Genomic DNA, 24618 nt, shown 5'->3' on the forward strand with positions numbered 1-24618 from the left:
CTGCACACGCAGTGACGCAGAGGAGTGACGTGAGCGAGAACGACAGCGCCCACAGCGGTTCGCGCCGGGAGCCGGGCACCACACCACAGCCGGCCCCGGCGCCCACCTGGCAGCCACCCCAGGCGCCGCCGCAGGCCGGCCCGACGCCGGAGCCGCCCCGGACCGGTCGCGGCCGGGCCGCGGTGGCCGCGGCCGCCCTCGGCCTCGTGGCCGCCGGCGGGCTCGGCGGCTTCGTCATCGGGCAGGCGTCGTCCGGCAACGCCGCCACCGACACCGGGGTCGTGCAGGACGTCGACCCGAGCCAGGAGGGCGGGGTTCCCGGGCAGTTCCCCGGCGACCACGGCAGCCGGCCGGACTTCGGCACCGGCACGCCGCCGGACTTCGACGGCGACGTCGACGGGGACGACGACGGCGCGGCGACCGCGCCCGACGGCACCGATCAGGGCACCGCCGGCACCGACCAGAGCACCACGTAGCCGTGGCCGTCGTGACCGCGCCGTACGCCTCGGTGCCCGCCTCGGCGTACGGCCCGTCCTCATCGCGGGCCCGGCTCGACGCCGCCGTCCGCACCGGCGCGGCCGTCGCGCTCTGGCTCGGCCTGCTGCTGGTCACCTACTGGTGGGCCGCCGGCGGGGGAGTGCAGGACCTGGCGGGCTGGGAGACCGGGCTGACCTCGGCCGGCCGGCTGACCGGGCTGCTCGCCTCGTTGCTGCTGCTCGCGCAGGTGCTGCTCATGGCCCGCGTGCCGGTGCTCGAGGCGGCGTTCGGGCAGGACCGGCTGGCCCGGCTGCACCGCCTGACCGGGTTCACCTCGTTCACCCTGATGCTGGCCCACCTGGTGCTCATCACCTGGGGCTACGCGGCCGGCGAGCTGACCCGGACACCGGCGACGCTGTGGGAGCTCACCGTCGACCACCCGGGCATGCTGCTGGCCGTCGCCGGCACCGCCTGCCTGGTCATGGTGGTGGTCACCAGCGTCCGGGCGGCCCGCCGGAAGCTGCGCTACGAGTCGTGGCACCTGCTGCACCTCTACGCCTACCTCGGTGTCGGGCTGGCACTGCCGCACCAGCTGTGGACGGGGCAGGAGTTCCTCACCTCACCCGCGGCGACGGTGTTCTGGTGGGGCCTGTGGATCCTGGCCGCGGGCGCGGTGCTGGTCTGGCGGATCGGCCTGCCGCTGGTGCGCAGCGCGCGGCACCGCCTGCGGGTCACCTCCGTCGTCCCCGAGGACGACGGCGTCGTCTCCGTCTACCTGACCGGGCGGCGGCTGGACCGGCTGCCGGCCCAGGCCGGGCAGTTCTTCTCCTGGCGCTTCCTCACCGGACGCGGCTGGAGCCGCGCGCACCCGTACTCGCTGTCCGCCGCACCGGACGGCCAGAGCCTCCGGATCACGGTCAAGGAGCTCGGCGACGGCAGCGCGCAGCTGCGCGACCTGCGCCCGGGCACGCGGGTGCTCGTGGAGGGCCCCTACGGCCGGCTCTCCGCCCGCGCCCGCACCCGCCGAAAGATCGCGTTCGTCGCCGCCGGCGTCGGCGTCACGCCGCTGCGCGCGCTGGCCGAGGGGATGGACTACGCGCCGGGTGAGGCGGTGCTGCTCTACCGCTTCCCGGAGCGGCCGCTGCTCGAGCGGGAGCTGTGCCTGCTGGCCGCCGAGCGGGGGCTGGACCTCGTCCGGCTGCCCGGCCACCGGCGGGCCCCCCGCTCGTGGCTCGGGACGGGCATCGGCCCGGCCGACGACCTGACCGCGCTGCGCTACTGGGTGCCGGACATCGCCGAGCGCGACGTCTACGTCTGCGGCCCGGAGGAGTGGGCCGAGGACGTGCGCCGCACGACCGAGGCCGCCGGGCTGCCGCCGGAGCGCTTCCACGTCGAGAGCTTCGGGTGGTGACCGGCGTGAGACGCATCGTGCTGTGGGCGATGAGCACGCTCACCGTGCTCGTCCTGCTGTTCGGCTACCGGACGTCGACGTCGTCGCAGCTGACGACGGGGGCCGTGGTCGCCGCTCCGGACGCGGGCTCGGGCTTCTCCGCGTCCACGGAGCCGGGCACCGCCGACTCGGGCACGGGGCGCACCGTGACCGGCCCGTCGGCCGACACCCGGTGGGGCCCCGTCCAGGTGCAGATCACCGTCGCGGACGGCGTCCTCACCGACGTGACCGTCGTCGACTACCCGCGCGAGCTCGGCAAGGACCGGCAGATCAACGCCCGCGCGCTGCCGGTGCTGGTGCAGGAGACGATCGACGCGCAGAGCGCCGACATCGACATGGTCACCGGCGCCACGGTGACCAGCGAGGGCTACCTCGAGTCGCTGCAGGGCGCGCTGGACGAGGCGGGCCTGTGAGCGCACCGGCGGTGGCGCCGCCGGTGGCCCGCTTCGCGGAGCAGGTCATGGGGATGCCGATCAGCCTGGCACTGCGCGGCCCGCACGCCACCGACCGCCGCGTGCTCGCGGCGTGGGCCGAGGTGGTGGCGGTGCTCCGGGAGGTCGACCGGGTGTTCAGCACCTACCGCGCCGACTCCGCCGTCTCCCGGCTGGGCCGCGGCGGGCTCGCCCTCGCCGACTGCCCGCCCGAGGTGGGCGAGGTGCTCGCGCTCGGCGCCGCGGCCGAGGCGGCGTCGGGCGGGGCGTTCGCCGTCCGCCGGGCCGGGCCGGACGGCGCCGTCGTCCTCGATCCGAGCGGTGTGGTGAAAGGGTGGGCGGCCGAGCGCGCCGCCGCCGCGCTGCGGGCGCTGCCGGACACCGACTTCTGCCTCTCCGCCGGCGGGGACCTGCTCTGCCGCACGCTGGACCCCGGCGCGCCGCCGTGGCGGATCGGCGTCGAGGACCCGCACGACCCGAGCCGGCTGGTCGCCGTCGTCCCGGTGCACACCGGCGCCGTCGCGACGTCCGGGACGGCGCACCGCGGCGCGCACCTCGTCGACGCGCGCACCGGCCGCCGTCCCCTCGGGGTCGCCTCGGTCACCGTGGTCGCGGCGTCGCTGACCGACGCGGACATCGATGCCACGGCGGCCTATGCGCAGGGCACCGACGCGGCCCGCTGGCTGGACACCCGGCCCGGGCGGGCCGGGCTGGTGGTCTGGGCCGACGGCTCGACCACCGTCTTCGGGGACCGGGAGATCGTCTAGGCCGGGCGGCCGCGGCCCTCGCGCAGCAGCTTGACCAGCGCGTTGGTCGAGGAGTCCGAGTCGTACTCCGGCGCGCCCTCGCTCTGCAGCATCGGCGCCAGCTGGTTGGCCATGACCTTGCCGAGCTCGACGCCCCACTGGTCGAAGGGGTTGATGCCCCAGATCACGCCCTGGGTGAAGACCCGGTGCTCGTAGGCGGCGACCAGCTGGCCGAGGGTGGACGGCGTCAGCTTCGGCGCGACGATCGCGTTGGACGGCCGGTTGCCCGGCATGACGCGGTGCGGGACCACCGCCTCCGCCGTCCCCTCGGCCGCGACCTCCTCCGCCGTCCGGCCGAAGGCGAGCGCCCGCGGCTGGGCGAGGAAGTTGGACAGGAACAGGTCGTGCATGCCGTCCAGGTCGTGATTGGGCTGCGCGAAGCCGATGAAGTCGGCCGGGACCAGCACCGTGCCCTGGTGCAGCAGCTGGTAGAAGGCGTGCTGGCCGTTGGTGCCCGGCTCGCCCCAGACGATCTCGCCGGTCGCGACGTCCACGCCCGAGCCGTCGAGCCGCACCGACTTGCCGTTGGACTCCATGCACAGCTGCTGCAGGTAAGCGGGAAAGCGGGCCAGGTACTGCGAGTACGGCAGCACGGCCTGGGTCTGGGTGCCGAAGAAGTCGATGTACCAGACGCTGATCAGGCCCAGCAGCGCCGGAAGGTTCTCCTCCCACGGCGCGGTGCGGAAGTGCTCGTCGACGGTGTGGAAGCCGTCGAGCAGCGCCCGGTAGTGCTCGGGGCCGATCGCGACCATGAGCGACAGGCCGATCGCCGAGGTGAACGAGTACCGGCCGCCGACCCAGTCCCAGAAGCCGAACATGTTGGCGGTGTCGATGCCGAATTCGGCGACCTTCTCGGCGTTGGTCGAGACGGCGACGAAGTGCTTGGCGACCGCCTTGTCGTCCCCGCCCAGCCCGTCGACCAGCCAGCGCCGGGCCTCCGTGGCGTTGGTCAGCGTCTCCTGGGTGGTGAACGTCTTCGACGCGACGATGAACAGCGTGCTCGCCGGGTCGAGGTCGCGGGTGGCCTCGGCCAGGTCGGTCGGGTCGATGTTGGAGACGAACCGGAAGGTGATCGACCGCTCGGAGTAGTCGCGCAGCGCCTGGTAGGCCATCGCCGGGCCGAGGTCGGAGCCGCCGATGCCGATGTTCACCACCGCGCGGATCCGCTCGCCGGTGTGCCCGGTCCACTCGCCGCCGCGGACGCGGTTCGCGAAGTCGGCCATCCGGCCGAGGACCTCGTGCACGTCGGCCTGCACGTCCTGCCCGTCGACGGTCCGCCCGCCGGTCGCCGGGTCCCGCAGGGCCACGTGCAGGACGGCGCGGTCCTCGGTGGTGTTGATGTGCTCGCCGGCGAACATCGCCTCGGTGCGCTCGCGCAGCCCGGCCCGGTCGGCGAGGGCGCCGAGCAGCCGGACCGTCTCGCGGGTCAGCCGGTTCTTGGAGTAGTCGAGGGTCAGGTCCCCGGCGCGGACGACGAGGCCGCTGCCGCGGTCGGGGTCCTCGGCGAACAGCTCCCGGAGGTGGCGGTCCCGGATCTCCCCGTGGTGCGCCGCCAGTGCCTGCCACTCCGGGGTCTCGCTGATCCGCATGCGCCAACCCTTCCGCACGGGCCGTCGGGCGGCCACCGATGACTTCCCGCGCGGCGGACGGTCCGAACCGGTGCAGGCGAGGAGAGGACGGCGACCATGGGAACGACCGGACCGCTGGACACCGAGTTCAGCGCCGTGCTGCGGCAGAGCCCGGCCAAGGGCGGCTGGACCTACGTGCAGATGGACGGCTCGGCCGAGTACTTCGGCACCCGCGGCCTGGTGAAGGTGCGCGGCACCGTCGACGGGCACCCGTTCCGCAGCTCCTTCATGGCGCTGGGGGACGGGACGCACAAGCTCCCGGTGCGCGACGACGTGCGGCGCGCGATCGGCAAGGGCCCCGGCGACACCGTCACCGTCCGCCTGGAGGAGCGGCTGGCCTAGAGCGCCGCCCGCCCGCCACGATGGGCGGACGGCGGAAGGGGAGCGGCATGGGCGGCGGCATCTACGACACCGACGGGACCGACCCCGAAGAGGCGACGGGCCTGCTCGAGCCCGAGGACACGCTCACCGACGACAACGCGCTCGACACCGGCTGGTCCCCGGCCGACCGCCCCCGGGCGGTCACCGACTGGGGCATGACCGAGCGCGAGGAGTCGGCCGGCGAGAGCCTCGACGGGCGCCTCGCGCGCGAGCTGCCCGACACCGTCGACGAGGACGACGGTGACGGGCTCGGCGACGTCGTCGGCACCGACGGCGAGCTGCGCGACGACGAGGTCGGCGACCGGCGCGCCGGCCGGCTCAGCGAGGGCGACGACGGCTACGGCGACGACGAGCCCGAGCTCTGGGCCGAGGACGACGGCATCGACGGTGCCGGGGCGTCGGCCGAGGAGGCCGCCGTCCACGTCGTCCGCGACGACGACCGCTGATCCGCGAGGGTCAGGCGGCCTGCAGCGGCGGGTGCGCCTCGGCGGCGGAGCCGTGGGTGAGGGAGAAGCGGAGCTCGAGGAGTTCGTTCACCGCCGACTCGGCGGCCTCGCACGCGGTGACGATCTCCCCGCACGGTGTCAGGTAGAAGCGCGCGCGGGCCACGTTGAGGTCGGTGAAGGCGGCGAGGATCCGGCGGTCGATGTCGGCGACCAGGTCGACAGGCTTCGGCATGGCAACTTTCCAAGATGGGGAGCGTCGGCCCGTGTGTTCGACCCGTGGCTCGTCGCGCGCTGACTACCCCCTCCGCGGCCGCTTGACGCTTTCTCGCGCGGGCGGATCCGGGTAAGGCTGCGCGCATGGGAGCGCGCAACGCGGCGGTCGCGGCCGCGGACCAGTGGATCGACCCCGACGACGGCGTCCGCTATCCGGCCGGTGAGGTGCACGCGTGGGAGCGGGGCCGCAACGAGACGGTCTGCGGGCTGGCGCTGTCCCGGTCCCGGCTGACCCGCTTCCCGCACGTCGGCTGGGCCGACGTCCAGCCCGAGTCCGGCCGGCACGCGGAGGGCGTGCAGGCCGTGTGCCGCCGCTGCCGGGCCGCCCAGGGCGGCCGCCGTGACGAGCGCGGCTGGACGCGGACCAACCCCCGTCCCTGAGCGCGGCCCTCAGAGCTCCTGCACGTCGAAGGTCCGCGACGGCGCGACGAACTCCTCCTGCGCGTCGACCAGCAGGATCTCCCGGGACCCCGCCGCCTCGGTGCGGGCGAGCAGCCCGAACACCGACGCCGCGGCCCGGCCGAGGGCCGCGCCGGCGGAGCGCGTCTCCAGCCACGCGGCGAGGAAAAGCGCCGCGATCGCGTCGCCGGCCCCGTTGACCGACACCGACAGCCGGGGCGTGCGGACGCGGTAGTGCCGCCCGCCCTCGGAGGCCAGCAGGTCGACGGCGTCGTCCGGGGTGTCGTCGGTGATCAGCGACGTGGTGAGGACGACGCGCGGTCCCAGCGCGTGCACCGCCGCGACGGCCTCCCGCACCTCGGCGAGCGAGCGCGTGGCGGCGCCGGCCAGCAGGTCGAGCTCGAAGTGGTTCGGGGTCACGATGTCCGCGGCGGGGACGGCGACCTCGCGCAGCAGCTCCTCGATCCCGGGCCGCACGAACACCCCGCGGCCGACGTCACCGATGACCGGGTCGCAGCAGTACACCGCGGCGGGGTTCGCTGCGCGCACCTGCTGCACGGTCTGCACGACCGCGTGCCCGATGTCGGCCGAGCCGAGGTACCCGGACAGGACGGCGTCGCAGCCGCCCAGCACGCCGCGGTCGGCGATGCCCGCCACGATCTCCTCGACCGCCTGGCCGTCGAAGACCCGGCCGCGCCACTCGCCGTAGCCGGTGTGGTTGGAGAACTGCACCGTGTGCACCGGCCACACCTCGATGCCGAGGCGCTGCAGCGGGAACACCGCCGAGGAGTTGCCGACGTGCCCGTACGCGACGTGGGACTGGATGGAGAGAACGGACGTCACGGGCGGCAACGGTGGCACACGGGCTACCGGGCCTGCTCGGCGCCCGCCGCGTCCGCCACCGCCGCGCTGATCAGCTCGCCGATCTGGCGCTCCGCCCGCTCCCGGTCCAGCCCGAGGCCGGCGAGCACGCCGGTGCCGTCCTCGGCGTCCAGCAGTGCCAGCAGGATGTGCTCGGTGCCGATGTAGTTGTGCCCGAGCCGCAGCGCCTGGCGGAACGTGCCCTCGAGGACCGACTTGGCCAGGTCGTCGAACGGCACCATCTCGGGGGCCGGTGCGGCCGCGCGGGCGGGCAGCGTCCTCTCCGCCACCTCCCGCACCCGGTCCAGCGACAGTCCCTGTGCGACCATGATCCGGCCGGCGATGGCCTGCGGCTCCGCCAGCAGCCCGAGCACCAGGTGGCCGATGGCGATCCGGTCGTTCCCGTGGGCCTTCGCCTCGTTCTGCGCGGTGACGACGACGTTGCGGGCCCGCGGCGTGAACCGGCCGAACCCGGCGTTCGGGTCGAGAGCGGCGGACTCCGCGGCGCCGCGCTGCACGAACCGCTTCTGCGCGGCCTGCTTGGTCACGCCCATGCTGGCCCCGATCTCGGTCCACGAGGCGCCGGTGCGGCGGGCGCGGTCGACGAAGTGGCCGATCAGGGCGTCGGCCACCTCGCCGATGTGGTCGGCGACGAGCACGGCGTCGGTCAGCTGCTCGAGCGGATCGGTGTGCGCGGTGGTGATGGTCTGGATGAGGTCGTCGAGCCGGACGGCGCCGGACAGCGGGGGTTGCGTCATGTCGTCAACCCTAGGTTGACGGTGCGCGGCCGTCAACATCGGGTTGACGCCCGGCTGGTGCTGGTCCGGAGCGCGGGTCCGGGTGGAGGCTGGCCGCCATGGCGGACGACGGACCGGACCTGCGGGCGCTGCAGCCCTTCGTCGGGCACTGGAGCGTGGCGGCCGAGTTCCCGTCGGGGGACGTGTCCGGCGTGCGCGGGTGGACCACCTTCGAGTGGGTCCTCGGCCGGCGCTTCCTCGTCCAGCGCTCCGGCGCCGACCACCCGGACGCCCCGGAGGTGCACGCGCTGATCGCGCCGGACGACCGCCGTCCGGACGGGTTCGTGCAGCACTACTTCGACTCGCGCGGCGTCGTCCGGCTGTACGCCATGACGTTCGACGGCAGCACGTGGACGCTGACCCGGCTCGAGCCCGACTTCTCGCCGCTGGACTTCCGGCAGCGGTTCACCGGCACGTTCGCCGACGGCGCGGACACCATTCGCGGGCGGTGGGAGACCTCCGACGACGGCGTCGAGTGGCGGCTGGACTTCGGGCTCACCTACCACCGGACGGCGTGACGCGGGCGTTCGGCGCGGCCGCGGCGCTCAGCGGCGGGTGAGCAGGGCGGCGATCTCGTGCGCCGACTCGACGGTCGGCGCGCCGGCGAGGGCGTGCTGCAGGACCCGTTCCTCGCGCAGGTGGGCGCGGGTCGCGCGGTGGCGGGCGAGGGCGGTGCGCAGGCGGTTCATGGCGGGTTTCTCTCTCGGATTCAGGAGGCGGCGGCCACGGGGGCGGGCGCGATCGGGCTGCGCACGGTGTAGACGCCGGAGTCGGGGGTGAGGGTGGCGCCGGGCAGCAGCCGGCGGATCAGCCGGACCATGCGGTCGTTGTCGGCCTGCACGGTCGCGGTGAGTTCGCGGATGCCGCGCCGGGCGGCCAGCCGGGTCAGCTCGCCGAGCAACTGCCGGCCGAGGCCGACGTTCTGCCAGTCGTCCTCGACGACGACGGCGAACTCGGCCGACGTCGGATCGGTGGGGGAGCGGTCGTAGCGGGCGACGCCGACCACCTCGCCCCCGACCACGGCCACGACCGCGTCGCGCGCGTCGTGGTCGACGTGCACCAGGTGGTGCACCAGCGACGTCGGCAGCCGGTGCACCGGGGCGTGGAAGCGGCGGTACCGGGTCTCGGCCGACAGCCGCGGCCAGAGCCGGTAGAAGCGCTCCTCGTCGTCGTCCTGGATCGGCCTGGTCGCCACCGCGATGTCCATGTCGGACCTCCTGGGTTCGTGCTATGAACTCTGCTCCCGTGGAGCTTGGTTCGTCAAGCGAACTCAGAAGATTTATGCTGGGTCCCGTGAGCGAGCTGCTGGAGCTGGACCGGTCGCGGTGTTCGGTCGCCGGGACGCTGGCCGTCGTCGGTGAGAAGTGGAGCCTGCTGGTGCTGCGCGAGGCCTTCCTCGGGGTGCGCCGGTTCGCCGACTTCCAGCGCATCCTCGGGGCGCCGCGCGCCGTCCTGACCGACCGGCTGGCCACCCTGGTCGACCAGGGGATCCTGCGCCGCGTGCCCTACCAGGCCGAGGGGGAGCGGCAGCGCCACGAGTACCGGCTGACCCGCAAGGGGATCGACCTCTACCCGACCCTGGTCGCGCTCATGGAGTGGGGCGACCGCTACCTGGCCGACGGCGCCGGGATGATGGAGCTGCGGCACCGCGACTGCGGCGCCCCGGTGCACCTCACGCTGACCTGCGAGGACGGGCACGCCCTCGACAGCGCCCGCGAGGTGACCCCCGTCCCGCGCTGACCGGGGTCAGCCGGAGCGCCGCCACTTGCGGCCGTCGCGCCGGATCAGCTCGCGCGCCTCGGGCGGCCCCCAGGTCGCGGCCTGGTAGAGCGGGATCGGCCGCGCGTCGGTGTCCCAGTACTGCAGCACCGGGTCGACGATCTTCCAGGACCGGCTGACCTCGTCGGCCCGGATGAACAGCGTCGGGTCGCCGATCAGCGCGTCGAGGATGACCCGCTCGTAGGCCTCGATCGCCTGCTGCTCGAAGCTCTCGTAGGAGAAGTCCATCGAGGCCTTCTGCACCCGGAAGGCGTGGCCGGGGACCTTCGCGCCGAAGCGCAGGGAGAGCCCCTCGTCGGGCTGGACGCGGACGATCAGCGCGTCGGGTTCCAGGTCACCGGAGCTGCCCGGGAACAGCGGCAGCTGCGGCGGCCGGTGGAACTCCATCGCCACCTCGGTGACCCGCGCCGGCAGCCGCTTGCCGGTCCGCACGTACACCGGCACCTCGTTCCACCGCCAGTTGGCGACCTCCAGGCGCATCGCCACGAACGTCTCGGTGGAGCTCAGCGGGTCGACCCCCGGCTCCTCGCGGTACCCGGGCATGAGGTCCTCGCGGGTGCCGCCGCGCGTGTACTGCCCCCGGACGGCGTTGGCCGCGATCTCCGCCTCCTCCTCGAGCGGCCGGATCGCCCGCAGCAGCTTCACCTTCTCGTCGCGGATCGCCTCCGGGTGGAAGGACGTCGGCGGCTCCATGAGGAACAGCGAGAGCACCTGCAGCACGTGGTTCTGCACGATGTCGCGCATCGCGCCGGTGGTCTCGTAGAACCCGCCCCGGTCGCCGACGCCGAGGGTCTCGGCGACGGTGATCTGCACGTTGTCGACCCAGGTCCGGTTCCAGATCGGCTCGAAGATGGAGTTGGCGAACCGCAGCGCCAGCAGGTTCTGCACCGTCTCCTTGGCCAGGTAGTGGTCGATGCGGAAGATCTGCTCCTCGGTGAAGGCCGAGGACAGGTCGCTGTAGAGCTCGCGGGCGCTGGTCTCGTCCCAGCCGAACGGCTTCTCGATGACCGCGCGGACGAACGAGTCGCCCTCCGGCACGGAGAGGCCGGCCTTGCCGAGGCTGAGCGCGATCGGCCCGAACAGCCGCGGCGGGGTGGAGAAGTAGTAGACGCGGTTGCCGCCGGTGCCGCGCGACCGGTCGCACTCGCCGAGCACCTCGGCCAGCCGGGAGTAGGTGGCCGGATCGTCGTAGCCGCCGGACACGTACCGCGCCCCGGCGGCGAGCTCGGCCCAGCGCGCGTTGTCGGCGCCGGGCACCTTGTCCCGGCAGTAGGCCGCGAACTCCTCGTCGCTCATCGGGGTGCGGGCGACGCCGATCAGCGCGACCTCCGGCGGCAGGCCGCCGTACTCGGCGAGCCGCTCGAGGGCGGGCAGCAGCTTGCGGGCGGTCAGGTCGCCGGAGGCGCCGAAGATCACCAGCGCGCAGGGAGGGGACCGCCGTTCCTGGTCGGTGCTCATCTACCTCTCCCCCGTCAGGGACGACGACGGCCATCGCGCCGTCCGTGCGGTCTTTCTACCGTGCCCGCATGGCCTTCGGGATCCCGGTCCGCGTGGCGGGCGCCGTCGCCGCTGCGGTCGCCGTCGGCGCGCTGCGGCAGTCCCCGCTGCTCGCCGCCGTGCTGGCCCGCGTGTCCCGGCCGGTCCTGTTCGCGGTGCGGACGACGGCGCCGCGGGTGGCGCTCACCTTCGACGACGGGCCGCACCAGGAGCTGACCCCCGCGCTGGCCGGCGTCCTGGCCCGGCACGGGGCGACGGCGACCTTCTTCCTGCTCGGCTCGCACGCCGCCCGGGAGCCGCGCCTGGTCGCCGATCTGGTGCGCGCCGGGCACGAGGTCGGGAACCACCTGTGGGACGACCGGCCGAGTGCGCTGCTGTCTGCCCGCGACTTCCGCTGCCACCTCGCCGCGACCGACACCGTGCTGCGGCGGGCCGGGGCGCGGCCGGTCTTCCTGCGGCCGGGCTCGGGCTGGATCCGCCCCGGCATGCTGCGCGCCGCCCGCCGGTACGGCTACCGGACGGCGCTGGGCAGCATCGCCGTCCGGGATCTGGAGGTGCGCGACCTCGACCGGGAGCTGCGCTTCGTGCTCCGGCGGGTCCGGCCGGGGTCGATCGTCGTCCTCCACGAGGGCTACGACGAGCGCGCGGGCGTCGTACCGCTCACCGACCGGCTGCTGACCGCGCTCGCCGAGCGCGGGTTCCGCCCGGTCACCCTGTCGGAGCTGGCCGGATCGCGCGCACCATGACCCATGGCCTTCGACCCGGACCGGCTGCTGCGGCTGTGGACCGACCACCTCCCGGACGACGACGCCGCGGCCGCGGACGCCTTCCGCGAGCTCTACACCGACCCGGTGACCGTCAACGGCTCGCCGCTGACCGCCGCGGACCTGGTCGCCCGGGCCCGCGCGCTGCAGGGCGTGTTCGAGGCCCCCGAGCGCGAGGTCCTGGACGTCGTGGAGGGGGACGGCAAGGTGGCCCTCGCCTTCCGGATGGCCGGGCGGCAGGTGGGCACGCTGAACACCGCCGCCGGTCCGCTGGCGCCCACCGGGCAGCACCTGGAGCTGCGGATCATCGACGTCCTGACCCTCACCGACGGCCGGATCAGCGCGATCCGCATGGTCGCCGACGAGCTCGGGGCGCTGGCCTCGGTGGGCGCCGTCCGGCTGCCGCTGTGAGGGTCAGCCGGTCTGTTCCAGCGTGAAGCGGACCGTCTGCAGGCGGATGCCGTCGCCGTCGAAGACGAACGTGTCGACGCCGTCGGAGCAGCGGGCGGCCTTGGACACCGCCGACCACGTGATGAACAGCGCGTCGCCCTCGAAGATCTGCAGCGGCACGTCCCAGGTGGCCTCGGGCAGGGCCTTCAACAGCTCGGTGAAGGCCTCCCGGACGCCGTCCTTGCCCCGCCGGACACCTTCCGGGGTGATGAACACGGCGTCGTCGGTGTAGTCGGCGACGATCTCGTCGACGTCGCCGGCCATCAGGGCGCTCGCGTGGTGGGCGAAGATCTCCTGCGGGGTGCGGGCCATGCCGTTCTCCTCGGTCTCGGGCGGGGCGACGGTGCGGGCGCATTCTCCGGCGGGGGAGGGGGCCGGCACCAGGGCCGAGCCGGAACGGGCCGGCGACCGTGCTCAGCGCGGCTCGGGGTCCCCGAGCACCTCACGCAGGCGCTGCGCGAAGGCGTCCGGCTCCCCGTGCTGGCCGTACTCGCCGCCGAGGAACCCGCCGTGACCGCCGGGGAAGACGACCGGCTCGGACCCGAGCGCCGCGGCGACCGCGTCCGCGCCGCGCGCCGCCATCGTCTGGCCGGAGGCCGCGCCGCGGGCGATCACGATCCGGGTGCCGGCTGTGCGCAGGGCGTCGACGTCGGGCTGGTAGCCGGTGCAGGTGCGCAGGTTCTGGCCCAGGAGCGCGTCGTCCCGGCCGCCGTCGTCCTCGGCCGGCAGGCCGAACTGGGCGGGGTCGACCGGCGGGTACCGGTAGCCGTCGGGCAGCACGCCGTCGTGGCCGGCGAGGACCATGAACTTGGCCATCGCCGGGCCCATCCCGCTGCGCTGATAGGTCCGGTGCATGTCCTCGATCGCCGCGGTGAGGGCGTCGCGGTCGGGCAGCACCCGGGCCAGCGGGGGCTCGTGGGCCACCAGGGTGCGCACCTGCTCGCCGTGCTGCGCCACCCATGCCAGGGCGTTGACCGCGCCGCCGCTGCTGGCGAACACGTCGACCGGCCCGCCGCCGATCGCCTCGACGATCAGCCGCAGGTCGCCGGCGTGGTGGTCGGGCGTGATCTCGCCGGAGCCGTCGGTGCGGCGGCTGCGCCCGGTGCCCCGGGGGTCGTAGGTGACGACCGTCCGGTCGGGGAAGTGGCCGGCCAGCGTGCCGAATCCCTCCGCGCCCATCGGGGAGCCGATCAGCAGCAGGGGTATCCCGTCGTCGAGCGTGCCGCGCACGTCGTAGGTGAGGGTGGCGCCGGGGGCGTCGAGGGTGTGCGTGCTGATCGCGGTGGTCATCGTCGACTCCCTGCGCATGGAAGTGGAGTGCGGTACAGCCGTGTCGACCGTCGGCCGCACCCGATCTCATCGGTGTGGCGGCCGTCGTCCCCGTGGCTAGAGTCGCCGGGATGGCACGGCCGACCGCGCAGGTTTACCGGCGCTTCGGTGAGGTGGACGCGGCCGGGACCTCGCCGCTCTACGAGCGCGTCGCCGTCGCCCTGAGCGAGTCCGCCGAGGCGCTGCGCGCCATCGAGACCGCGCCGGCGCGCACGCGTCATCCCACCGTGATCCTCGCCGCGCTGCACGACCTCGCCCTCGCCGGACGTGCCCCGGCACTGGCCGCTGCCTATGCCGCTGGGGACGGCGACGCCGCTGCTCGCGCGGCGATCGACGCGCTGCTGCGGATGACCGACTCGGTCGTGGCCGTCGCCGTCCGCCGGAAGGTGCGGGCCGACGAGACCGGACGCTGCGCCGTGCTGTACCCCGCCATCGCGGAGGCGGCGCGCCGGGTGGGCGCGCATGCGGTCGGGCTGATCGACGTGGGCTGTTCGGCCGGGCTGAATCTCACTGTGGATCGCGTCGGCATCACGTACAGCAACGGACAATCGCTGGGCGACCCGTCGTCTCCCGTGCAGCAGTCGGCGTCGATCGTCGGCGACCGGCCCGTCCCGACCCGGGCGATACCCGACGTCGTTGCCCGGATCGGCGTCGACCCGGATCCGATCGACGTGACCGACGCGGACGACGCCCGGTGGTTGCGCGCGTGCCTGCCGCCGGATCAGCCGGAGCGGATCGCGAGGCTCGAAGCGGAGCTGGCGTTGGCGACTACGGCCCCGCCCCTGCTGCTGCGAGGAGACGCCGTCGACGTGCTGCCCGACGCCCTCGCCCGTGTTCCCGCGGACGCCCTGCCCGTCGTCACCACGACCTGGGCGCTGTCGCGCTTACCGCTCGAACGCCGCCTGCGCTTCCTCCACCGCCTCGACGAGGCGGCGACCGACCGGCCGGTGGCGTGGGTGTCGGTGGAGGGGGTGGGCGTGGCGCCGGCGATACCGACGTTCGGCGATCGCCGCGCCTCCGGCCACAGCATCATCGGGCTGGCCGTTTTCGAGCACTCGGCTCTGCACGCCGAGGCCGTCGGCCGCTGCTGGTCGCGGGGTCGCCTGCTGGCGTGGCTGGCCGACGCTTAGTAGTTCGTCGGCGCAACCGTCACTGGGGATGACGCCGCAGCCACATGCGCATCCGGATCGGCCACCGCTCCGAGATACGCGGTCTCGTGGCTATCCGGCCCGGGAAGCCACGAGACCGCGCATCTCGCCGCGCGGATGGGCTGTCCCTGAGGCGCCTTCAGGGCGCGGATCGCGTCGAACGCGCCAGCGCTACCGAGCCGACGCCGCGGCCGGTTCGAGGGCGGCCCGGCAGCGGACGGCGTCGAACGGCTGGCCGGAGCTGTCGAACAGCGCCGCTGCCGCGGTGTACAGCCGGGCGGCCTCGACCGAGCGCCGTCGCCACTCGCCGTCGGGTACGGGGGGCCGTCGACGGCCACGCGGAAGCCCGCGAGCAGCTGCGCGGAGACCTCGCGAGCCCGGCCCCTAGACCGCCTCGGCGGTGGCGTGGAGGCTCTCCAGGAACTCCAGCTCGTCGACCATGGTCGATGACAGCTCCATGAGCAGCCGGCGGATGCTGGGCAGGTCCCAGTCGTGGGCGGCGATGCGCTCGACGACCCGCAGCATCGGGAGCGACAGCGCGTCCCGCTGGCTCGCGGAGCCGGCCAGCGCCTCGAGCTGCGCGCGCCCCGGGTGCGGCGCGGCCAGCACCGCGCCGGCCAGCAGTTCCGCGTCGCGCAGCGCCGCGGTGATGCCGTGGGTGGACAGCGGGTCCTTCCAGTAGCCGGCGTCGCCGACCAGGGCCCACCCTGGCCCGTACGGGGTGCGCAGGTGGCCGGGGACGCCGCGGACGTGCCGGATCCGCCCCACCGCGCGGGCCGCCGACAGCGGGGGGCCGAGCGGGCCGGGACCGGCCAGCGCCCGCAGCGCGCCCTCGGGTCCGCGCTCGTCCACGAGGGGCCGCACCGTCTCCGTCCGGCCGCCGGCGAACACGCACGTCAGCCCGTCGTTCGTGGGGATCGCGCCCACGCTGACCCCCGGGCGGTAGAGCCAGGAGTAGCCGTCGACCGGGAGGCCGGCGACGTAGCCGTAGACGATCTCGGTCGCCGCCGTCCCGGTGAACCGGTACGGCGCCGCGACCGCGTCGGCCACCAGCGAGGCCCGGCCGTCGGCGCCGATCACCAGCGGCGCGGACTCCAGCCGCAGGTCGCCGTCCCGGTCGCGCAGGGCGACCCCGGTGACCCGGCCGTCCGGGCCGCGCAGCAGCCCGGTGACCGGGGTGCCGTGACGGACGACGGCGCCGGCGCGGACGGCGGCGTCGACCAGGATCGCGTCCAGCACGGTGCGCCGCGGGGCGTAGAGCGCGTCCACCCCGGAGCCGGGCCGCACCGAGACGGTGACCTGCTCCTCGCCGTAGGAGAACTCGATGCGCCGGATCGGCGGGGTGCCGGCGGCGCGGACCTCGGGCAGCACGCCCCAGCGGTCCAACTGGAGGACCCCCGCCCGCATGAGCGCGTGGGTCGAGACGGTGTCGCTGCCCGGCCGCGCGCGGTCGACGCACAGCACGCGCATCCCGGCCCCCGCCAGCAGCATCGCCGTGGACGCACCGGCGACGCGCGCGCCGACGACGACGGCGTCCCACCGGGGGCTCATGCCGCACGCTCCATCGGGCGCGTCGCGCCCAGACCGTCGAGCACGCGGTCCACGACCAGCGCGGCGTCGTGCCGCACGCCGTCGAGGAAGGTGGAGCTGCGGCGGGTCTGCCGGCGCATGCCGACCACGTGCAGCCCGGGCGCCGCGGTGCTGCCGGCGACGTGCCGGATCTCGCCGGCGGCGTCGAGCACGGGCACGTGCAGCCACGGGTAGCTGCGGCGGTAGCCGGTCGCCCAGACCACCGAGCCGATCCCGGCGGCGGCCAGGTCCAGCTCGGCCGGCGCCGCCGAGGTGTCGGCAGCGGTGGGCGCCGGCGGGGGCGGGTCGAGCTCGTCGTCCAGACCGACCGCGCGGGCGTAGGCGTCGATCCGGCGCAGCTGCGCGGCCAGGCGCGCGTCGGCGTCCGCCGCCGTCCTGGCGAGGTCCGGGCCGAACCGGACCCGGGCGCCCTCGATGCCGGCCAGCCGGCCGCCGAGGACGACCCCGCGCCCCTGCAGCGACGGCAGGTCGACGTCGCGCCGGTCCGGGCGCCCCACCAGCTGCAGCGACGGCTCGGACGCGGCCCGCCCGGCCGGCGCGACCCGCTGGTCCAGGACGCCCATGACGGACAGCCACCAGGCGATGTCCATGCCGCGGTAGGTCCGCGGCAGCCGGGTGTGCGCGCCGACGGCCAGGACGACGGACCGGCCGGTCGCGGCGATCTCGTCGGCGACCTGGACGCCGGACGCCGAGGCGCCCACGACCAGCACGCCGCCGGGAGGCAGCGCGGCGGGGCTCGCGTACGTGGCCGCGGTCTCCTGGGCGATGCCCGGGTCGAGGCCGGCCCCGGCGGCGGGCACGAACGGCCGGTCGCACCAGCCGGTCGCGACGACGACCGACCGGGCGCGCCAGGAGCCGGCGGAGCTGTCGACGCGGTAGCCGCCGGGAGCGGGCCGGACCGACTCGAGCTCGGCGCCGGGGACGACGGGGGCGGCGAAGGACCGCGCGTAGGCGGTGAGGTAGCCGGTGACCTCGCGGGCGGTCATGAACCCGGTCGGGTCGTCGCCGGCGTAGGACCAGCCGGGCAGCCGGCTCATCCAGTTCGGGGTGAGCAGCCGCAGCGACGCCCAGGGGCGGGAGCGCCAGCTCTCAGCGGGGCGGCCGCGGTCGAGCACGACGTGCTCGATGTCCGCGTCGGTCAGCAGCCGGCTGACCGCCAGGCCGGCCTGGCCGGCACCGAGGACGGCGACGGGGACGGAGGTCATCGCAGGCTCCAGGAGGAGTGGGGCGGCCGGCCCGGACGGCGGGCCGGCCGCTGGGGGACGAGCAGGGAGGCCGATCAGCGGGTGGTGACGTCGACCCGGACGTCGGTGCCGTTGGAGAGCACGTCCCAGACCGCCGAGCGGCGGCGGGACTGCTCGACCAGCGCGGCCAGCTCCTCGGGGGAGGCGTCGCCCTCGACGGTGAAGTGCACGCGGATCTGCGTGTAGCCGTTCCGGACCTCGTCGGACAGGCCGAGGATGCCGAGCAGGTCGATGTCGCCCTCGACGGTGGACTCCACCTTGCGCAGGTCGATGCCGCGCGCGGAGGCGATGTTGGCCATCCCCGCGGTCAGGCAGGCGGCGATGGCGTGCAGCAGGAACTCGACCGGCGTCGGGGCCTTGCCCGTGCCGACCAGCACCGCCGGGTGGTCGGCGTCGTAGACGAACGGCTCGGTGCGGCTGACGTCCTCCTGCCCGGCGCCGTAGAAGACCTGGATGGTGCTGCGGCTGTTCGTGCCGCTGATCCAGGTGTTCGTCGCGCGGAACCGGAAGTCGGCGAGCTCCGGAGCGCCGCGGACGGCGTCGATGGTGGCGAACAGGGTGGGGACGTCGACGCCGTTGCGGGCGGGCCGGCTCATGGTCTGCGTCATCTCGGGCTGCTCCTCGGTGCGGGAGGATTCGGGACGGCGCGGACGCTAGGGAGGCCGCCTTCCCCGGCCCTTCCGCCGCGGGGACGCCGCGCGCCGGCCGCGGAAGGTCCGCGGAAGGAGCGACCGGCACGGTCCGTCCACCGCGAAGGACAGGAGGCGGCGTGACATGCGCGTGGGGGATTGCGCGAGCCGGACGAGGACGGTCCGCGCCGAGGACATCGAGCTGTTCACCCAGCTCACCGGGGACACCAACCCGGTGCACTACGACGCCGAGCTCGCGGCGCGCTCCCGCTTCGGCGGCATCGTCGTCCAGGGCGGGGTGACCAGCGGGCTGCTCAACGCGCTCGTCGCCGAGGACCTGCCCGGCCCGGGCAGCGTCTTCCTCACCGTGCAGTGGAACTTCCGGGCGCCGGTCCGGCCCGGCGACGTGCTCACCGCCCGCGCCGAGGTGACCAGCGTCCGCGAGGACAAACCGGTCACCGGCCTGGCCACCACGATCACCAACCAGGACGGCGTCGTCGTCCTCGACGGGACGGCGGTGGTGTGGCGGGACCCGGTGGTGGCCGCCGAAAGCTGAGGGCCGCTCGACCGGTGCCGGAACGCGTTCGGCTGTACGGTCCATCCCAACCGTTCGAGGGACGCCGATGGCACTGCTGCGCCGAATCGATCCCGCCCGCGCGCTGCGGGCGGGCATCCGGCTGGCCACGACCTCGGCCACGGTGGCCGCCGTCCCCGCCGTCGTCACCGCGGGCCTCGTCGGCGACACGGCGCGGGCCGGCGTGCGGACCGCGCGCTCGGTCGCGCAGTCCGCCGTCCGGGCCGTCGGCACCGTCGTGACCGGTGCCGACCCCATGCCCGACGGGCACGTGCACTCCCTCATCGATGCCGCCCGCGGCATGGTCGAGCCGCCGACGACCCGGTCCTCGCCGCGGGTCTGGGCCGACCGCGGGCACGTGCAGGTCGAGCTGTGCGCGCCCAGCCCCGAGGATGCGCCGGAGACCCGCCGCATGCTGCGGCGCGCGCTCGAGCGCCTCGACGGGGTCTCCTGGGCGACGGTCAACGAGGTCGCCGGGCGCGTGCTGGTCGCCGTGGACCAGCGGCGGATCAGCCCCGAGGACGTCGTCGACGTCGTCACGGCCGTCGAGCAGGCCCGGGGCGCCCGAGGCATCTACCCGCTGCGCGAGGACCACCCGGCCGACGTGGAGCCGGTGCTGGCCGCGCTGCTCAACGCGGCCGTCGACGTCGTCGGCGTGGGGATGGCCTACGCGGGCAAGTTCCTGCCGATCCCGGCTCTCAGCCGGCACGTGACCCTCGCCGTGGCGCTGCTCGACAGCCAGCAGTGGATCAAGACCCGCCTGGCCGACCGGATCGGGCCGGTCGGCACCGACCTGGTGTTCACCGGCACCAGCGCGCTGCTGCACTCGCTCACCCAGAGCCCGACCGTGCCGGCGCTCAACGCGGTCGCCGCCGTGCAGGAGGCGCTGGAGACGCGGGCCCGCCGGCAGGTCTGGTGCCGGCGCGAGCACGAGCTGTGCGGCCCCGAGCCGGAGCAGCCGGACGACGACGAGCAGACCGACGCGCGGCCGGCGCCGGGGCAGCGCCCGAGCCCGCTGCCCGACGGCCCCATCGAGCGCTACCGGTCCCGGCTGGGCCCCACGGAGCTGGTCGCCGCGCTGGCGCTGCTGCCGCTGACCCGCCAGCCGGGCCGCTCGGCGGACCTGATGAAGGCGCTCACGCCCAAGGCGGCGATCCAGGGCCGGGACTCCTTCGCGGCGACCCTCGACCTGCTGCTCTGCCGGCGCGGCGTGCTGCCGATGGACGGCTCGGCCTACCGCCGGCTCGACCGGATCGACACCGTCGTGGTCGACGGCGACAGCCTGTGCACCGGCCCGCCGGTCGTGCTCGAGGCGACCGCCGAGGCCGACGGGTGGGACGACGCCGCCGTCTGGTCAGCCGCGGCGCGGCTGCTGGGAGCCGACGACTCCGACGAGCGGGTCGCGCGCAACGGCCACGCGCTGCGCCTCGGCCCGCCGCGGGAGTCGCCGGACGCGCCCGGCGGGCAGTTGCGCGCCGTGTACGAGGGACGGCGGCGGGTCGGCACGGCCACCGTCGCCGCCGAGCTGGACCCGCACGCCGAGGCGCTGCTCACCGCCGTGGGCCGGGCCGGGCACCGCCTGGTGCTCTCCGCGCACGTCGGCACGCGGGAGATCGCCGGCCTCGCCGACGAGGTGCCGGACCCCGGCGAGCCCCTGCTGAAGACGGTCCGGCGGCTGCAGGACGACGGCCAAGGCGTGCTCCTGGTCTCCGACGCCGACGGGCACGCGCTGCTGGCCGCCGACGTCGGTGTGGCGCCGGTCCGCCCGGGGCGCGCACCGGCCTGGGGCGCGGATCTGGTGACCGGGCCGGGGCTGGCCACCGCCTGCTCCCTCGTGTCGGCCACCGTCGACGCGCGCAAGGTCAGCCGGCGGGCGGTGGAGAGCGGGCTGACCGGCAACGTGCTCGGCGCCCTGCTCGCCGCGGTCGGCAGCGCGCGGTACGGGCAGGCCAAGGCCACGGCGCCCGGCAAGTCCGCGATCATGATCACGATGGCCGACGGCACGTGGACGGCGGTCCGGGTGGCCCGGCGCCCGCCGCCCCCGGCGACGGTGCACACGCCGTGGCACGCGCTGGACGCCGAGGACGTGCAGCGCCGGCTGGCCGACCTGCCCGACGAGCCGGAGCGGGCACCGTCGCGGCTGCCGTCGGTGGTCCAACGGGCGGCCCGGCGCCCCGCGCTGCAGCTGCCGCTGCGCTACGCCCGCACGGTGGGCGCGGAGCTCGCCGACCCGCTCACCCCGGTGCTGGGCACGGGTGCGGCGGCGACCGCGATCCTCGGCGAGGCCACCGACGCGATCCTCGTGGGCAGCGTGACGGTCGGCAACGCGCTGATCAGCGGGTGGCAGCGGCTGCGGGCGGAGACCGCGCTGGAGTCGCTGCTGCTCGAGCAGGACGTCTGCGCCCGCCGGGAGTCCGACGGCGGCCCGGAGGAGGTGCCCGGCAGCGCGCTGCGGGTGGGGGACGTGCTGCTCGTCGAGGCCGGCGACGTCGTGGCCGCCGACGCCCGGCTGCTGGAGGCCACCGATCTCGAGGTCGACGAGTCCAACCTGACCGGCGAGTCGCTCGCGGTGGCGAAGTCGGTCCCGGCCACGCCGGGCGCGGAGGTCGGTGACCGGACCTGCATGCTCTTCGACGGCACGACGGTGGTGGCCGGGTCGGGGCGTGCGGTCGTCGTCGCGGTCGGCGAGGCCACCCAGGCCGGCCGGGCGGCCCGCGCCGCCGGCGGCGCCGCCCCGCCGGCCGGCGTGCAGGCGCGGCTCGGTGAGCTCACCCGCAAGGTGCTGCCGCTGACGCTGGCCGGCGGCGCGGCGGTGACCGCGCTGGGCGTGCTGTGGCGCCGTCCGCTGCGCGACGCGGTCCGCGACGGCGTGGCGGTCGCGGTGGCCGCCGTCCCGGAGGGGCTGCCCCTGGTGGCGACCGTGGCGCAGCAGGCCGCGGCGCAGCGGCTGTCGCGGCGCGGCGCGGTGGTCCGCAGCGCCCGCGTGCTGGAGGCGCTCGGCCGCGTCGACACGGTCTGCTTCGACAAGACCGGGACGCTCACCGAGAACCGGCTGGCGGTCACCCGCCTGGTGCCGTGCGCCGACGGCGACCTCGACGAGGACGGCCTGCTCCGGCTCGCCGCCGCCGGGATGGGCTCGGGCGACGAGGCCGCGCACGAGACCGACCGCGCCGTCCTGGAGGCGGCCCGGGAGCGCGGCGTGCTGCCCGACGGCGAGCCGGAGGCGAGCCTGCCGTTCGCGGCCGGCCGCGGGTTCTCCGCCGCGCTGCGCGACGGCCGGCTGGTGGTCAAGGGCGCCCCCGAGGTGGTGCTCCGCCGCTGCGGCGCCGCCGACGAGGTGCGCGACCAGGTCCAGGGCCTGGCCGGCAAGGGGCTGCGGGTGCTCGCGGTCGCCGACCGGTCGCTGGACGGCGAGCCCGGCGATCTGCAGGAGGCGGCCGAGGACCTGACGCTGCGCGGCCTGGTCGCGCTGGCCGACACGCTGCGCGACTCCTCGGTGGCCGCCATCGAGCAGCTGCGCGCCTCCGGAGTGCGGGTGCTCGTCGCCACCGGCGACCACCCCGAGACCGCCGCCGCGATCGCCGCGCAGGCGGGCATCCCCGACGCCGACAAGGTCGTCACCGGCGGCCAGCTGGCGCGTGCCACCGACACCGAGCGCGCCCGGCTGGTGCAGGAGGCGGCGGTCTTCGCCCGGCTCTCCCCGGAGCAGAAGGTGCTGCTGGTCGGCGCGCTGCGGCGGACCGGCGCGACCCTGGCGATGACCGGGGACGGCGTGAACGACGCCGCGGCGATCCGGCTGGCCGACGTGGGCGTCGGGGTGTCGGGGGCCGAGTCGCCGGCCGCGCGCACCGCCGCCGACCTGGTGCTCACCGACCTCGACCTCACCCGGCTGGTCGACGCGATCGCCGAGGGCCGGGCCATGTGGGCGCGGGTCCGCGACGCCGTCTCGGTGCTGGTCGGCGGCAACGCCGGCGAGGTGTCGTTCACCGTGCTGGGCACCGCGTTCGGCGGCCGCGCCCCGCTGAACACCCGTCAGCTGCTGCTGGTCAACCTGCTCACCGACATGTTCCCGGCGCTCGCCGTCGCGGTCGCCTCGCCGCGGGTCGCCAACGGCGACGACGGCGAGGGACCGCTGGCCGGGCATCCGCTGAAGGCGGTGCTGGAGGCGGGCCCGCACCGCGACTTCACCGCCGAACTGCGCCGCATCGTGCTGGTGCGCGGCGCGGCGACCACGGCCGGGGCGACCGGCGCGTGGGCGGTCGGCCGGCTCACCGGCCTGCGAGGGCGGGCCGGCACGATGGGCCTGGCCGCGCTGATCGCCACCCAGCTCGGGCAGACCGCGTGGATGGGCCGGCGCAGCCCGCTGGTGCTGGTCACCGCTGCCGGGTCGCTCGCCGTCCTCGGGGTCGTCGTCCAGACCCCCGGCCTGTCCCGCTTCTTCGGCTGCACGCCGCTCGACCCGCTGTCCTGGCTGGTCGTGCTGGCCTCGGCCGCGGCGGGCACCGCCGGCGCCGAGGTGGTGCCGGCGGTGCTGGCCAAGCGACGCACCGCGAACGACTCCGCAGGAGGTGCCCCGATGACCCAGCCAGGCGACGAGCAGCCCCGCCCCGACGACCGGGCCCGGGACGACGAGGAGCGCGACGTCCGGCACGCCGGCGGCGGGCGGACCGCGGGGGAGACGTCGGTCGACGACGACCTGGGCCGCGGCGACTGATCCCGCTCAGGCCCCGCCGAGAGCCGCCCGCGCCTCCTTGCCCACCTCGTCCATCACGGCCCGGGCCTGGTCGAGCACGCCCGACATCCAGAAGAAGCCGTGGATCATGCCCTCGTAGTTGCGGTAGGTGACCTGCACGCCGGCCTCCTGCAGCCGGTCGGCGTACTCCTTGCCGTCGTCGCGGAGGGGGTCGTAGCCCGCGGTGAAGATGAACGCCGGCGGCAGGCCGCCGAAGTCCCGCGCTCGTAGCGGCGACACGTAGGGGTTGTCGGCGTCGGTCTCGCTGCGCACGTAGTGCTTCCAGAAGTACTCCATGCTGCCGCGCTGCAGGAGGTACCCCTCGGCGTTCTCGTGCGCCGACGGCCGGTCCCAGCCGTAGTCCAGCGCCGGGTAGATCAGCAGCTGGTAGGCGATGCGCGGCCCGCCGTGGTCGCGGGCCTTGAGGGCGACCGCGGCGGCCAGGTTGCCGCCGGCGCTGTCGCCGGAGACGCCGATCCGCCGCGGGTCGATGCCGAGCTCCTCGGCGTTGTCGAAGACCCACTCGGTGGCGGCGTAGCAGTCGTCGAAGGGGATCGGGAACTTGTGCTCCGGCGCCTTCTGGTAGTTCACGGCGACGATCACGCAGCCGGTGCGGTTGGCCATCGCGCGGCTGGCGGAGTCGCAGATGTCGATGTTGAGCACCACCCAGCCGCTGCCGTGGAAGTACAGCAGCGCCGGCAGCGGCCCCTCGCCCTCCGGGCGGTAGATCCGCACGGGCAGGTCGGCCGTCGGTCCGGGGATGTACGTGTCGGTGACGGCCGCGACGTCCTCCGGCTCACCGCCGAGGTCCTTGAACGCCCGGGCGGCGATGCGCGCCTCGGCGGGCGTCAGCGCCTCGAACGGCTGGGCTCCGGCAGCGGCCATGCCGGCCAGGAGGGCTTCGCACTGGGGGTCGAGGGCCATGCTGCGTTC

At 75.3% G+C, this 24618-nt stretch carries 27 protein-coding genes; 14 read left to right on the top strand and 13 right to left on the bottom strand.

The window, feature by feature from the left end; all coding sequences use genetic code 11:
• Nucleotides 1-29: 29 nt before the first annotated feature.
• The 4 genes from ACWIYF_RS12290 to ACWIYF_RS12305 are packed head-to-tail and all read left to right on the top strand — an operon-like array spanning nt 30 to nt 3125.
• Nucleotides 30-476, top strand: a complete 447-nt coding sequence (locus ACWIYF_RS12290) for a hypothetical protein (RefSeq protein ID WP_448628418.1) — start codon at nt 30-32, stop codon at nt 474-476.
• A gap of 2 nt (nt 477-478) precedes the next feature.
• A complete protein-coding gene (locus ACWIYF_RS12295) occupies nt 479-1888 on the top strand; it encodes a ferredoxin reductase family protein (protein ID WP_448628419.1) in 1410 nt (469 codons plus the stop codon).
• A gap of 5 nt (nt 1889-1893) precedes the next feature.
• Nucleotides 1894-2340 (top strand): FMN-binding protein, encoded by a 447-nt coding sequence (locus tag ACWIYF_RS12300; RefSeq protein WP_448628420.1) that lies wholly within the window; start codon nt 1894-1896, stop codon nt 2338-2340.
• On the top strand, nt 2337-3125 hold the full coding sequence (locus ACWIYF_RS12305; RefSeq protein WP_448628421.1) for an FAD:protein FMN transferase: 789 nt from the start codon (nt 2337-2339) through the stop codon (nt 3123-3125). Before ACWIYF_RS12300 ends, ACWIYF_RS12305 begins: the two co-directional genes overlap by 4 nt.
• Here ACWIYF_RS12305 and pgi read toward each other — a convergent pair.
• On the bottom strand, nt 3122-4753 hold the full coding sequence (pgi, locus tag ACWIYF_RS12310) for a glucose-6-phosphate isomerase (protein ID WP_448628422.1): 1632 nt from the start codon (nt 4751-4753) through the stop codon (nt 3122-3124). The two genes, ACWIYF_RS12305 and pgi, sit on opposite strands and share 4 nt — an antisense overlap.
• A 96-nt stretch (nt 4754-4849) precedes the next feature.
• Between pgi and ACWIYF_RS12315 the strand changes: the two genes are divergently transcribed.
• Entirely contained in the window at nt 4850-5134 is a 285-nt protein-coding gene (locus ACWIYF_RS12315) for a DUF1905 domain-containing protein (RefSeq protein WP_448628423.1), read from the top strand.
• A 47-nt stretch (nt 5135-5181) separates the two neighbouring features.
• Nucleotides 5182-5619 (top strand): DUF5709 domain-containing protein, encoded by a 438-nt coding sequence (locus tag ACWIYF_RS12320; protein WP_448628424.1) that lies wholly within the window; start codon nt 5182-5184, stop codon nt 5617-5619.
• A 10-nt stretch (nt 5620-5629) separates the two neighbouring features.
• Here ACWIYF_RS12320 and ACWIYF_RS12325 read toward each other — a convergent pair whose 3' ends face one another.
• Nucleotides 5630-5851 (bottom strand): hypothetical protein, encoded by a 222-nt coding sequence (locus ACWIYF_RS12325; protein ID WP_448628425.1) that lies wholly within the window; start codon nt 5849-5851, stop codon nt 5630-5632.
• 125 nt (nt 5852-5976) lie between these two features.
• Here ACWIYF_RS12325 and ACWIYF_RS12330 point away from each other — a divergent pair, with 125 nt between their 5' ends.
• Complete coding sequence (locus ACWIYF_RS12330; RefSeq protein ID WP_448628426.1) at nt 5977-6273, top strand: hypothetical protein; 297 nt, start codon at nt 5977-5979, stop codon at nt 6271-6273.
• Between the two features lie 9 nt (nt 6274-6282).
• Here the strand turns inward: ACWIYF_RS12330 and pdxY are convergent, their stop codons facing one another.
• Nucleotides 6283-7134, bottom strand: coding sequence for a pyridoxal kinase PdxY (gene pdxY / locus ACWIYF_RS12335; RefSeq protein ID WP_448628427.1), 852 nt, complete (start codon nt 7132-7134; stop codon nt 6283-6285).
• A 23-nt stretch (nt 7135-7157) separates the two neighbouring features.
• Entirely contained in the window at nt 7158-7910 is a 753-nt protein-coding gene (locus tag ACWIYF_RS12340) for a Clp protease N-terminal domain-containing protein (protein ID WP_448628428.1), read from the bottom strand.
• Nucleotides 7911-8008: 98 nt separating this feature from the next.
• Here ACWIYF_RS12340 and ACWIYF_RS12345 point away from each other — a divergent pair, with 98 nt between their 5' ends.
• The gene (locus tag ACWIYF_RS12345; RefSeq protein WP_448628429.1) at nt 8009-8467 is read left to right on the top strand and encodes a hypothetical protein; all 459 of its coding nucleotides are present in this window, start codon (nt 8009-8011) and stop codon (nt 8465-8467) included.
• 27 nt (nt 8468-8494) lie between these two features.
• Here the strand turns inward: ACWIYF_RS12345 and ACWIYF_RS12350 are convergent, their stop codons facing one another.
• Nucleotides 8495-8638, bottom strand: coding sequence for a hypothetical protein (locus tag ACWIYF_RS12350; protein WP_448628430.1), 144 nt, complete (start codon nt 8636-8638; stop codon nt 8495-8497).
• 20 nt (nt 8639-8658) lie between these two features.
• Nucleotides 8659-9156: an N-acetyltransferase family protein gene (locus ACWIYF_RS12355; RefSeq protein ID WP_448628431.1), complete on the bottom strand. Its 498-nt coding sequence runs from the start codon at nt 9154-9156 to the stop codon at nt 8659-8661.
• 86 nt (nt 9157-9242) lie between these two features.
• On the opposite strand from ACWIYF_RS12355, the gene ACWIYF_RS12360 reads away from it, so the two are divergent.
• Complete coding sequence (locus ACWIYF_RS12360; RefSeq protein ID WP_448628432.1) at nt 9243-9689, top strand: winged helix-turn-helix transcriptional regulator; 447 nt, start codon at nt 9243-9245, stop codon at nt 9687-9689.
• Between the two features lie 6 nt (nt 9690-9695).
• Here ACWIYF_RS12360 and zwf read toward each other — a convergent pair whose 3' ends face one another.
• Nucleotides 9696-11186, bottom strand: coding sequence for a glucose-6-phosphate dehydrogenase (gene zwf, locus ACWIYF_RS12365; protein WP_448628433.1), 1491 nt, complete (start codon nt 11184-11186; stop codon nt 9696-9698).
• A gap of 68 nt (nt 11187-11254) precedes the next feature.
• Here zwf and ACWIYF_RS12370 point away from each other — a divergent pair, with 68 nt between their 5' ends.
• Both ACWIYF_RS12370 and ACWIYF_RS12375 read left to right on the top strand, forming a co-directional pair.
• A complete protein-coding gene (locus ACWIYF_RS12370; protein ID WP_448628434.1) occupies nt 11255-11971 on the top strand; it encodes a polysaccharide deacetylase family protein in 717 nt (238 codons plus the stop codon).
• Between the two features lie 3 nt (nt 11972-11974).
• Entirely contained in the window at nt 11975-12400 is a 426-nt protein-coding gene (locus ACWIYF_RS12375) for an ester cyclase (protein ID WP_448628435.1), read from the top strand.
• 3 nt (nt 12401-12403) lie between these two features.
• On the opposite strand, the gene ACWIYF_RS12380 is transcribed toward ACWIYF_RS12375, so the two are convergent.
• Both ACWIYF_RS12380 and ACWIYF_RS12385 read right to left on the bottom strand, forming a co-directional pair.
• A complete protein-coding gene (locus ACWIYF_RS12380; RefSeq protein WP_448628436.1) occupies nt 12404-12751 on the bottom strand; it encodes a nuclear transport factor 2 family protein in 348 nt (115 codons plus the stop codon).
• Nucleotides 12752-12853: 102 nt separating this feature from the next.
• Nucleotides 12854-13729 (bottom strand): alpha/beta fold hydrolase, encoded by an 876-nt coding sequence (locus tag ACWIYF_RS12385; protein WP_448628437.1) that lies wholly within the window; start codon nt 13727-13729, stop codon nt 12854-12856.
• Between the two features lie 110 nt (nt 13730-13839).
• Here ACWIYF_RS12385 and ACWIYF_RS12390 point away from each other — a divergent pair, with 110 nt between their 5' ends.
• Entirely contained in the window at nt 13840-14898 is a 1059-nt protein-coding gene (locus ACWIYF_RS12390) for a DUF2332 domain-containing protein (RefSeq protein WP_448628438.1), read from the top strand.
• Nucleotides 14899-15300: 402 nt separating this feature from the next.
• Here ACWIYF_RS12390 and ACWIYF_RS12395 read toward each other — a convergent pair whose 3' ends face one another.
• The 3 genes from ACWIYF_RS12395 to ACWIYF_RS12405 all read right to left on the bottom strand — a co-directional run bounded on the left by ACWIYF_RS12395 (nt 15301) and on the right by ACWIYF_RS12405 (nt 18358).
• Complete coding sequence (locus ACWIYF_RS12395; RefSeq protein WP_448628439.1) at nt 15301-16467, bottom strand: NAD(P)/FAD-dependent oxidoreductase; 1167 nt, start codon at nt 16465-16467, stop codon at nt 15301-15303.
• Nucleotides 16464-17711 carry a flavin-containing monooxygenase gene (locus tag ACWIYF_RS12400; RefSeq protein WP_448628440.1) on the bottom strand — a complete coding sequence of 416 codons (1248 nt, stop codon included), beginning with the start codon at nt 17709-17711 and terminating at the stop codon, nt 16464-16466. The genes ACWIYF_RS12395 and ACWIYF_RS12400 overlap by 4 nt, the downstream gene beginning before the upstream one ends.
• A 74-nt stretch (nt 17712-17785) precedes the next feature.
• Complete coding sequence (locus ACWIYF_RS12405) at nt 17786-18358, bottom strand: OsmC family protein (RefSeq protein ID WP_448628441.1); 573 nt, start codon at nt 18356-18358, stop codon at nt 17786-17788.
• Between the two features lie 166 nt (nt 18359-18524).
• Between ACWIYF_RS12405 and ACWIYF_RS12410 the strand changes: the two genes are divergently transcribed.
• Nucleotides 18525-18935: a MaoC family dehydratase gene (locus ACWIYF_RS12410; protein ID WP_448628442.1), complete on the top strand. Its 411-nt coding sequence runs from the start codon at nt 18525-18527 to the stop codon at nt 18933-18935.
• A 67-nt stretch (nt 18936-19002) separates the two neighbouring features.
• Nucleotides 19003-23667, top strand: coding sequence for a cation-translocating P-type ATPase (locus ACWIYF_RS12415; RefSeq protein WP_448628443.1), 4665 nt, complete (start codon nt 19003-19005; stop codon nt 23665-23667).
• Between the two features lie 6 nt (nt 23668-23673).
• Here the strand turns inward: ACWIYF_RS12415 and ACWIYF_RS12420 are convergent, their stop codons facing one another.
• On the bottom strand, nt 23674-24609 hold the full coding sequence (locus ACWIYF_RS12420; protein ID WP_448628444.1) for an alpha/beta hydrolase: 936 nt from the start codon (nt 24607-24609) through the stop codon (nt 23674-23676).
• Nucleotides 24610-24618: the final 9 nt, after the last annotated feature.

This window comes from Geodermatophilus sp. URMC 64 (assembly GCF_053502555.1).

Bases quoted from the DNA above. Each gene is read 5' to 3' on its own strand.
- pgi (WP_448628422.1), bottom strand. From the start codon at position 4,753: ATGCGGATCAGCGAGACCCCGGAGTGGCAGGCACTGGCGGCGCACCAC.
- ACWIYF_RS12315 (WP_448628423.1), top strand. From the start codon at position 4,850: ATGGGAACGACCGGACCGCTGGACACCGAGTTCAGCGCCGTGCTGCGG.
- ACWIYF_RS12320 (WP_448628424.1), top strand. From the start codon at position 5,182: ATGGGCGGCGGCATCTACGACACCGACGGGACCGACCCCGAAGAGGCG.
- ACWIYF_RS12325 (WP_448628425.1), bottom strand. From the start codon at position 5,851: ATGCCGAAGCCTGTCGACCTGGTCGCCGACATCGACCGCCGGATCCTC.
- ACWIYF_RS12330 (WP_448628426.1), top strand. From the start codon at position 5,977: ATGGGAGCGCGCAACGCGGCGGTCGCGGCCGCGGACCAGTGGATCGAC.
- ACWIYF_RS12340 (WP_448628428.1), bottom strand. From the start codon at position 7,910: ATGACGCAACCCCCGCTGTCCGGCGCCGTCCGGCTCGACGACCTCATC.
- ACWIYF_RS12345 (WP_448628429.1), top strand. From the start codon at position 8,009: ATGGCGGACGACGGACCGGACCTGCGGGCGCTGCAGCCCTTCGTCGGG.
- ACWIYF_RS12350 (WP_448628430.1), bottom strand. From the start codon at position 8,638: ATGAACCGCCTGCGCACCGCCCTCGCCCGCCACCGCGCGACCCGCGCC.
- ACWIYF_RS12355 (WP_448628431.1), bottom strand. From the start codon at position 9,156: ATGGACATCGCGGTGGCGACCAGGCCGATCCAGGACGACGACGAGGAG.
- zwf (WP_448628433.1), bottom strand. From the start codon at position 11,186: ATGAGCACCGACCAGGAACGGCGGTCCCCTCCCTGCGCGCTGGTGATC.
- ACWIYF_RS12370 (WP_448628434.1), top strand. From the start codon at position 11,255: ATGGCCTTCGGGATCCCGGTCCGCGTGGCGGGCGCCGTCGCCGCTGCG.
- ACWIYF_RS12375 (WP_448628435.1), top strand. From the start codon at position 11,975: ATGGCCTTCGACCCGGACCGGCTGCTGCGGCTGTGGACCGACCACCTC.
- ACWIYF_RS12380 (WP_448628436.1), bottom strand. From the start codon at position 12,751: ATGGCCCGCACCCCGCAGGAGATCTTCGCCCACCACGCGAGCGCCCTG.
- ACWIYF_RS12385 (WP_448628437.1), bottom strand. From the start codon at position 13,729: ATGACCACCGCGATCAGCACGCACACCCTCGACGCCCCCGGCGCCACC.
- ACWIYF_RS12390 (WP_448628438.1), top strand. From the start codon at position 13,840: ATGGCACGGCCGACCGCGCAGGTTTACCGGCGCTTCGGTGAGGTGGAC.
- ACWIYF_RS12395 (WP_448628439.1), bottom strand. From the start codon at position 16,467: ATGAGCCCCCGGTGGGACGCCGTCGTCGTCGGCGCGCGCGTCGCCGGT.
- ACWIYF_RS12400 (WP_448628440.1), bottom strand. From the start codon at position 17,711: ATGACCTCCGTCCCCGTCGCCGTCCTCGGTGCCGGCCAGGCCGGCCTG.
- ACWIYF_RS12405 (WP_448628441.1), bottom strand. From the start codon at position 18,358: ATGACGCAGACCATGAGCCGGCCCGCCCGCAACGGCGTCGACGTCCCC.
- ACWIYF_RS12410 (WP_448628442.1), top strand. From the start codon at position 18,525: ATGCGCGTGGGGGATTGCGCGAGCCGGACGAGGACGGTCCGCGCCGAG.
- ACWIYF_RS12415 (WP_448628443.1), top strand. From the start codon at position 19,003: ATGGCACTGCTGCGCCGAATCGATCCCGCCCGCGCGCTGCGGGCGGGC.
- ACWIYF_RS12420 (WP_448628444.1), bottom strand. From the start codon at position 24,609: ATGGCCCTCGACCCCCAGTGCGAAGCCCTCCTGGCCGGCATGGCCGCT.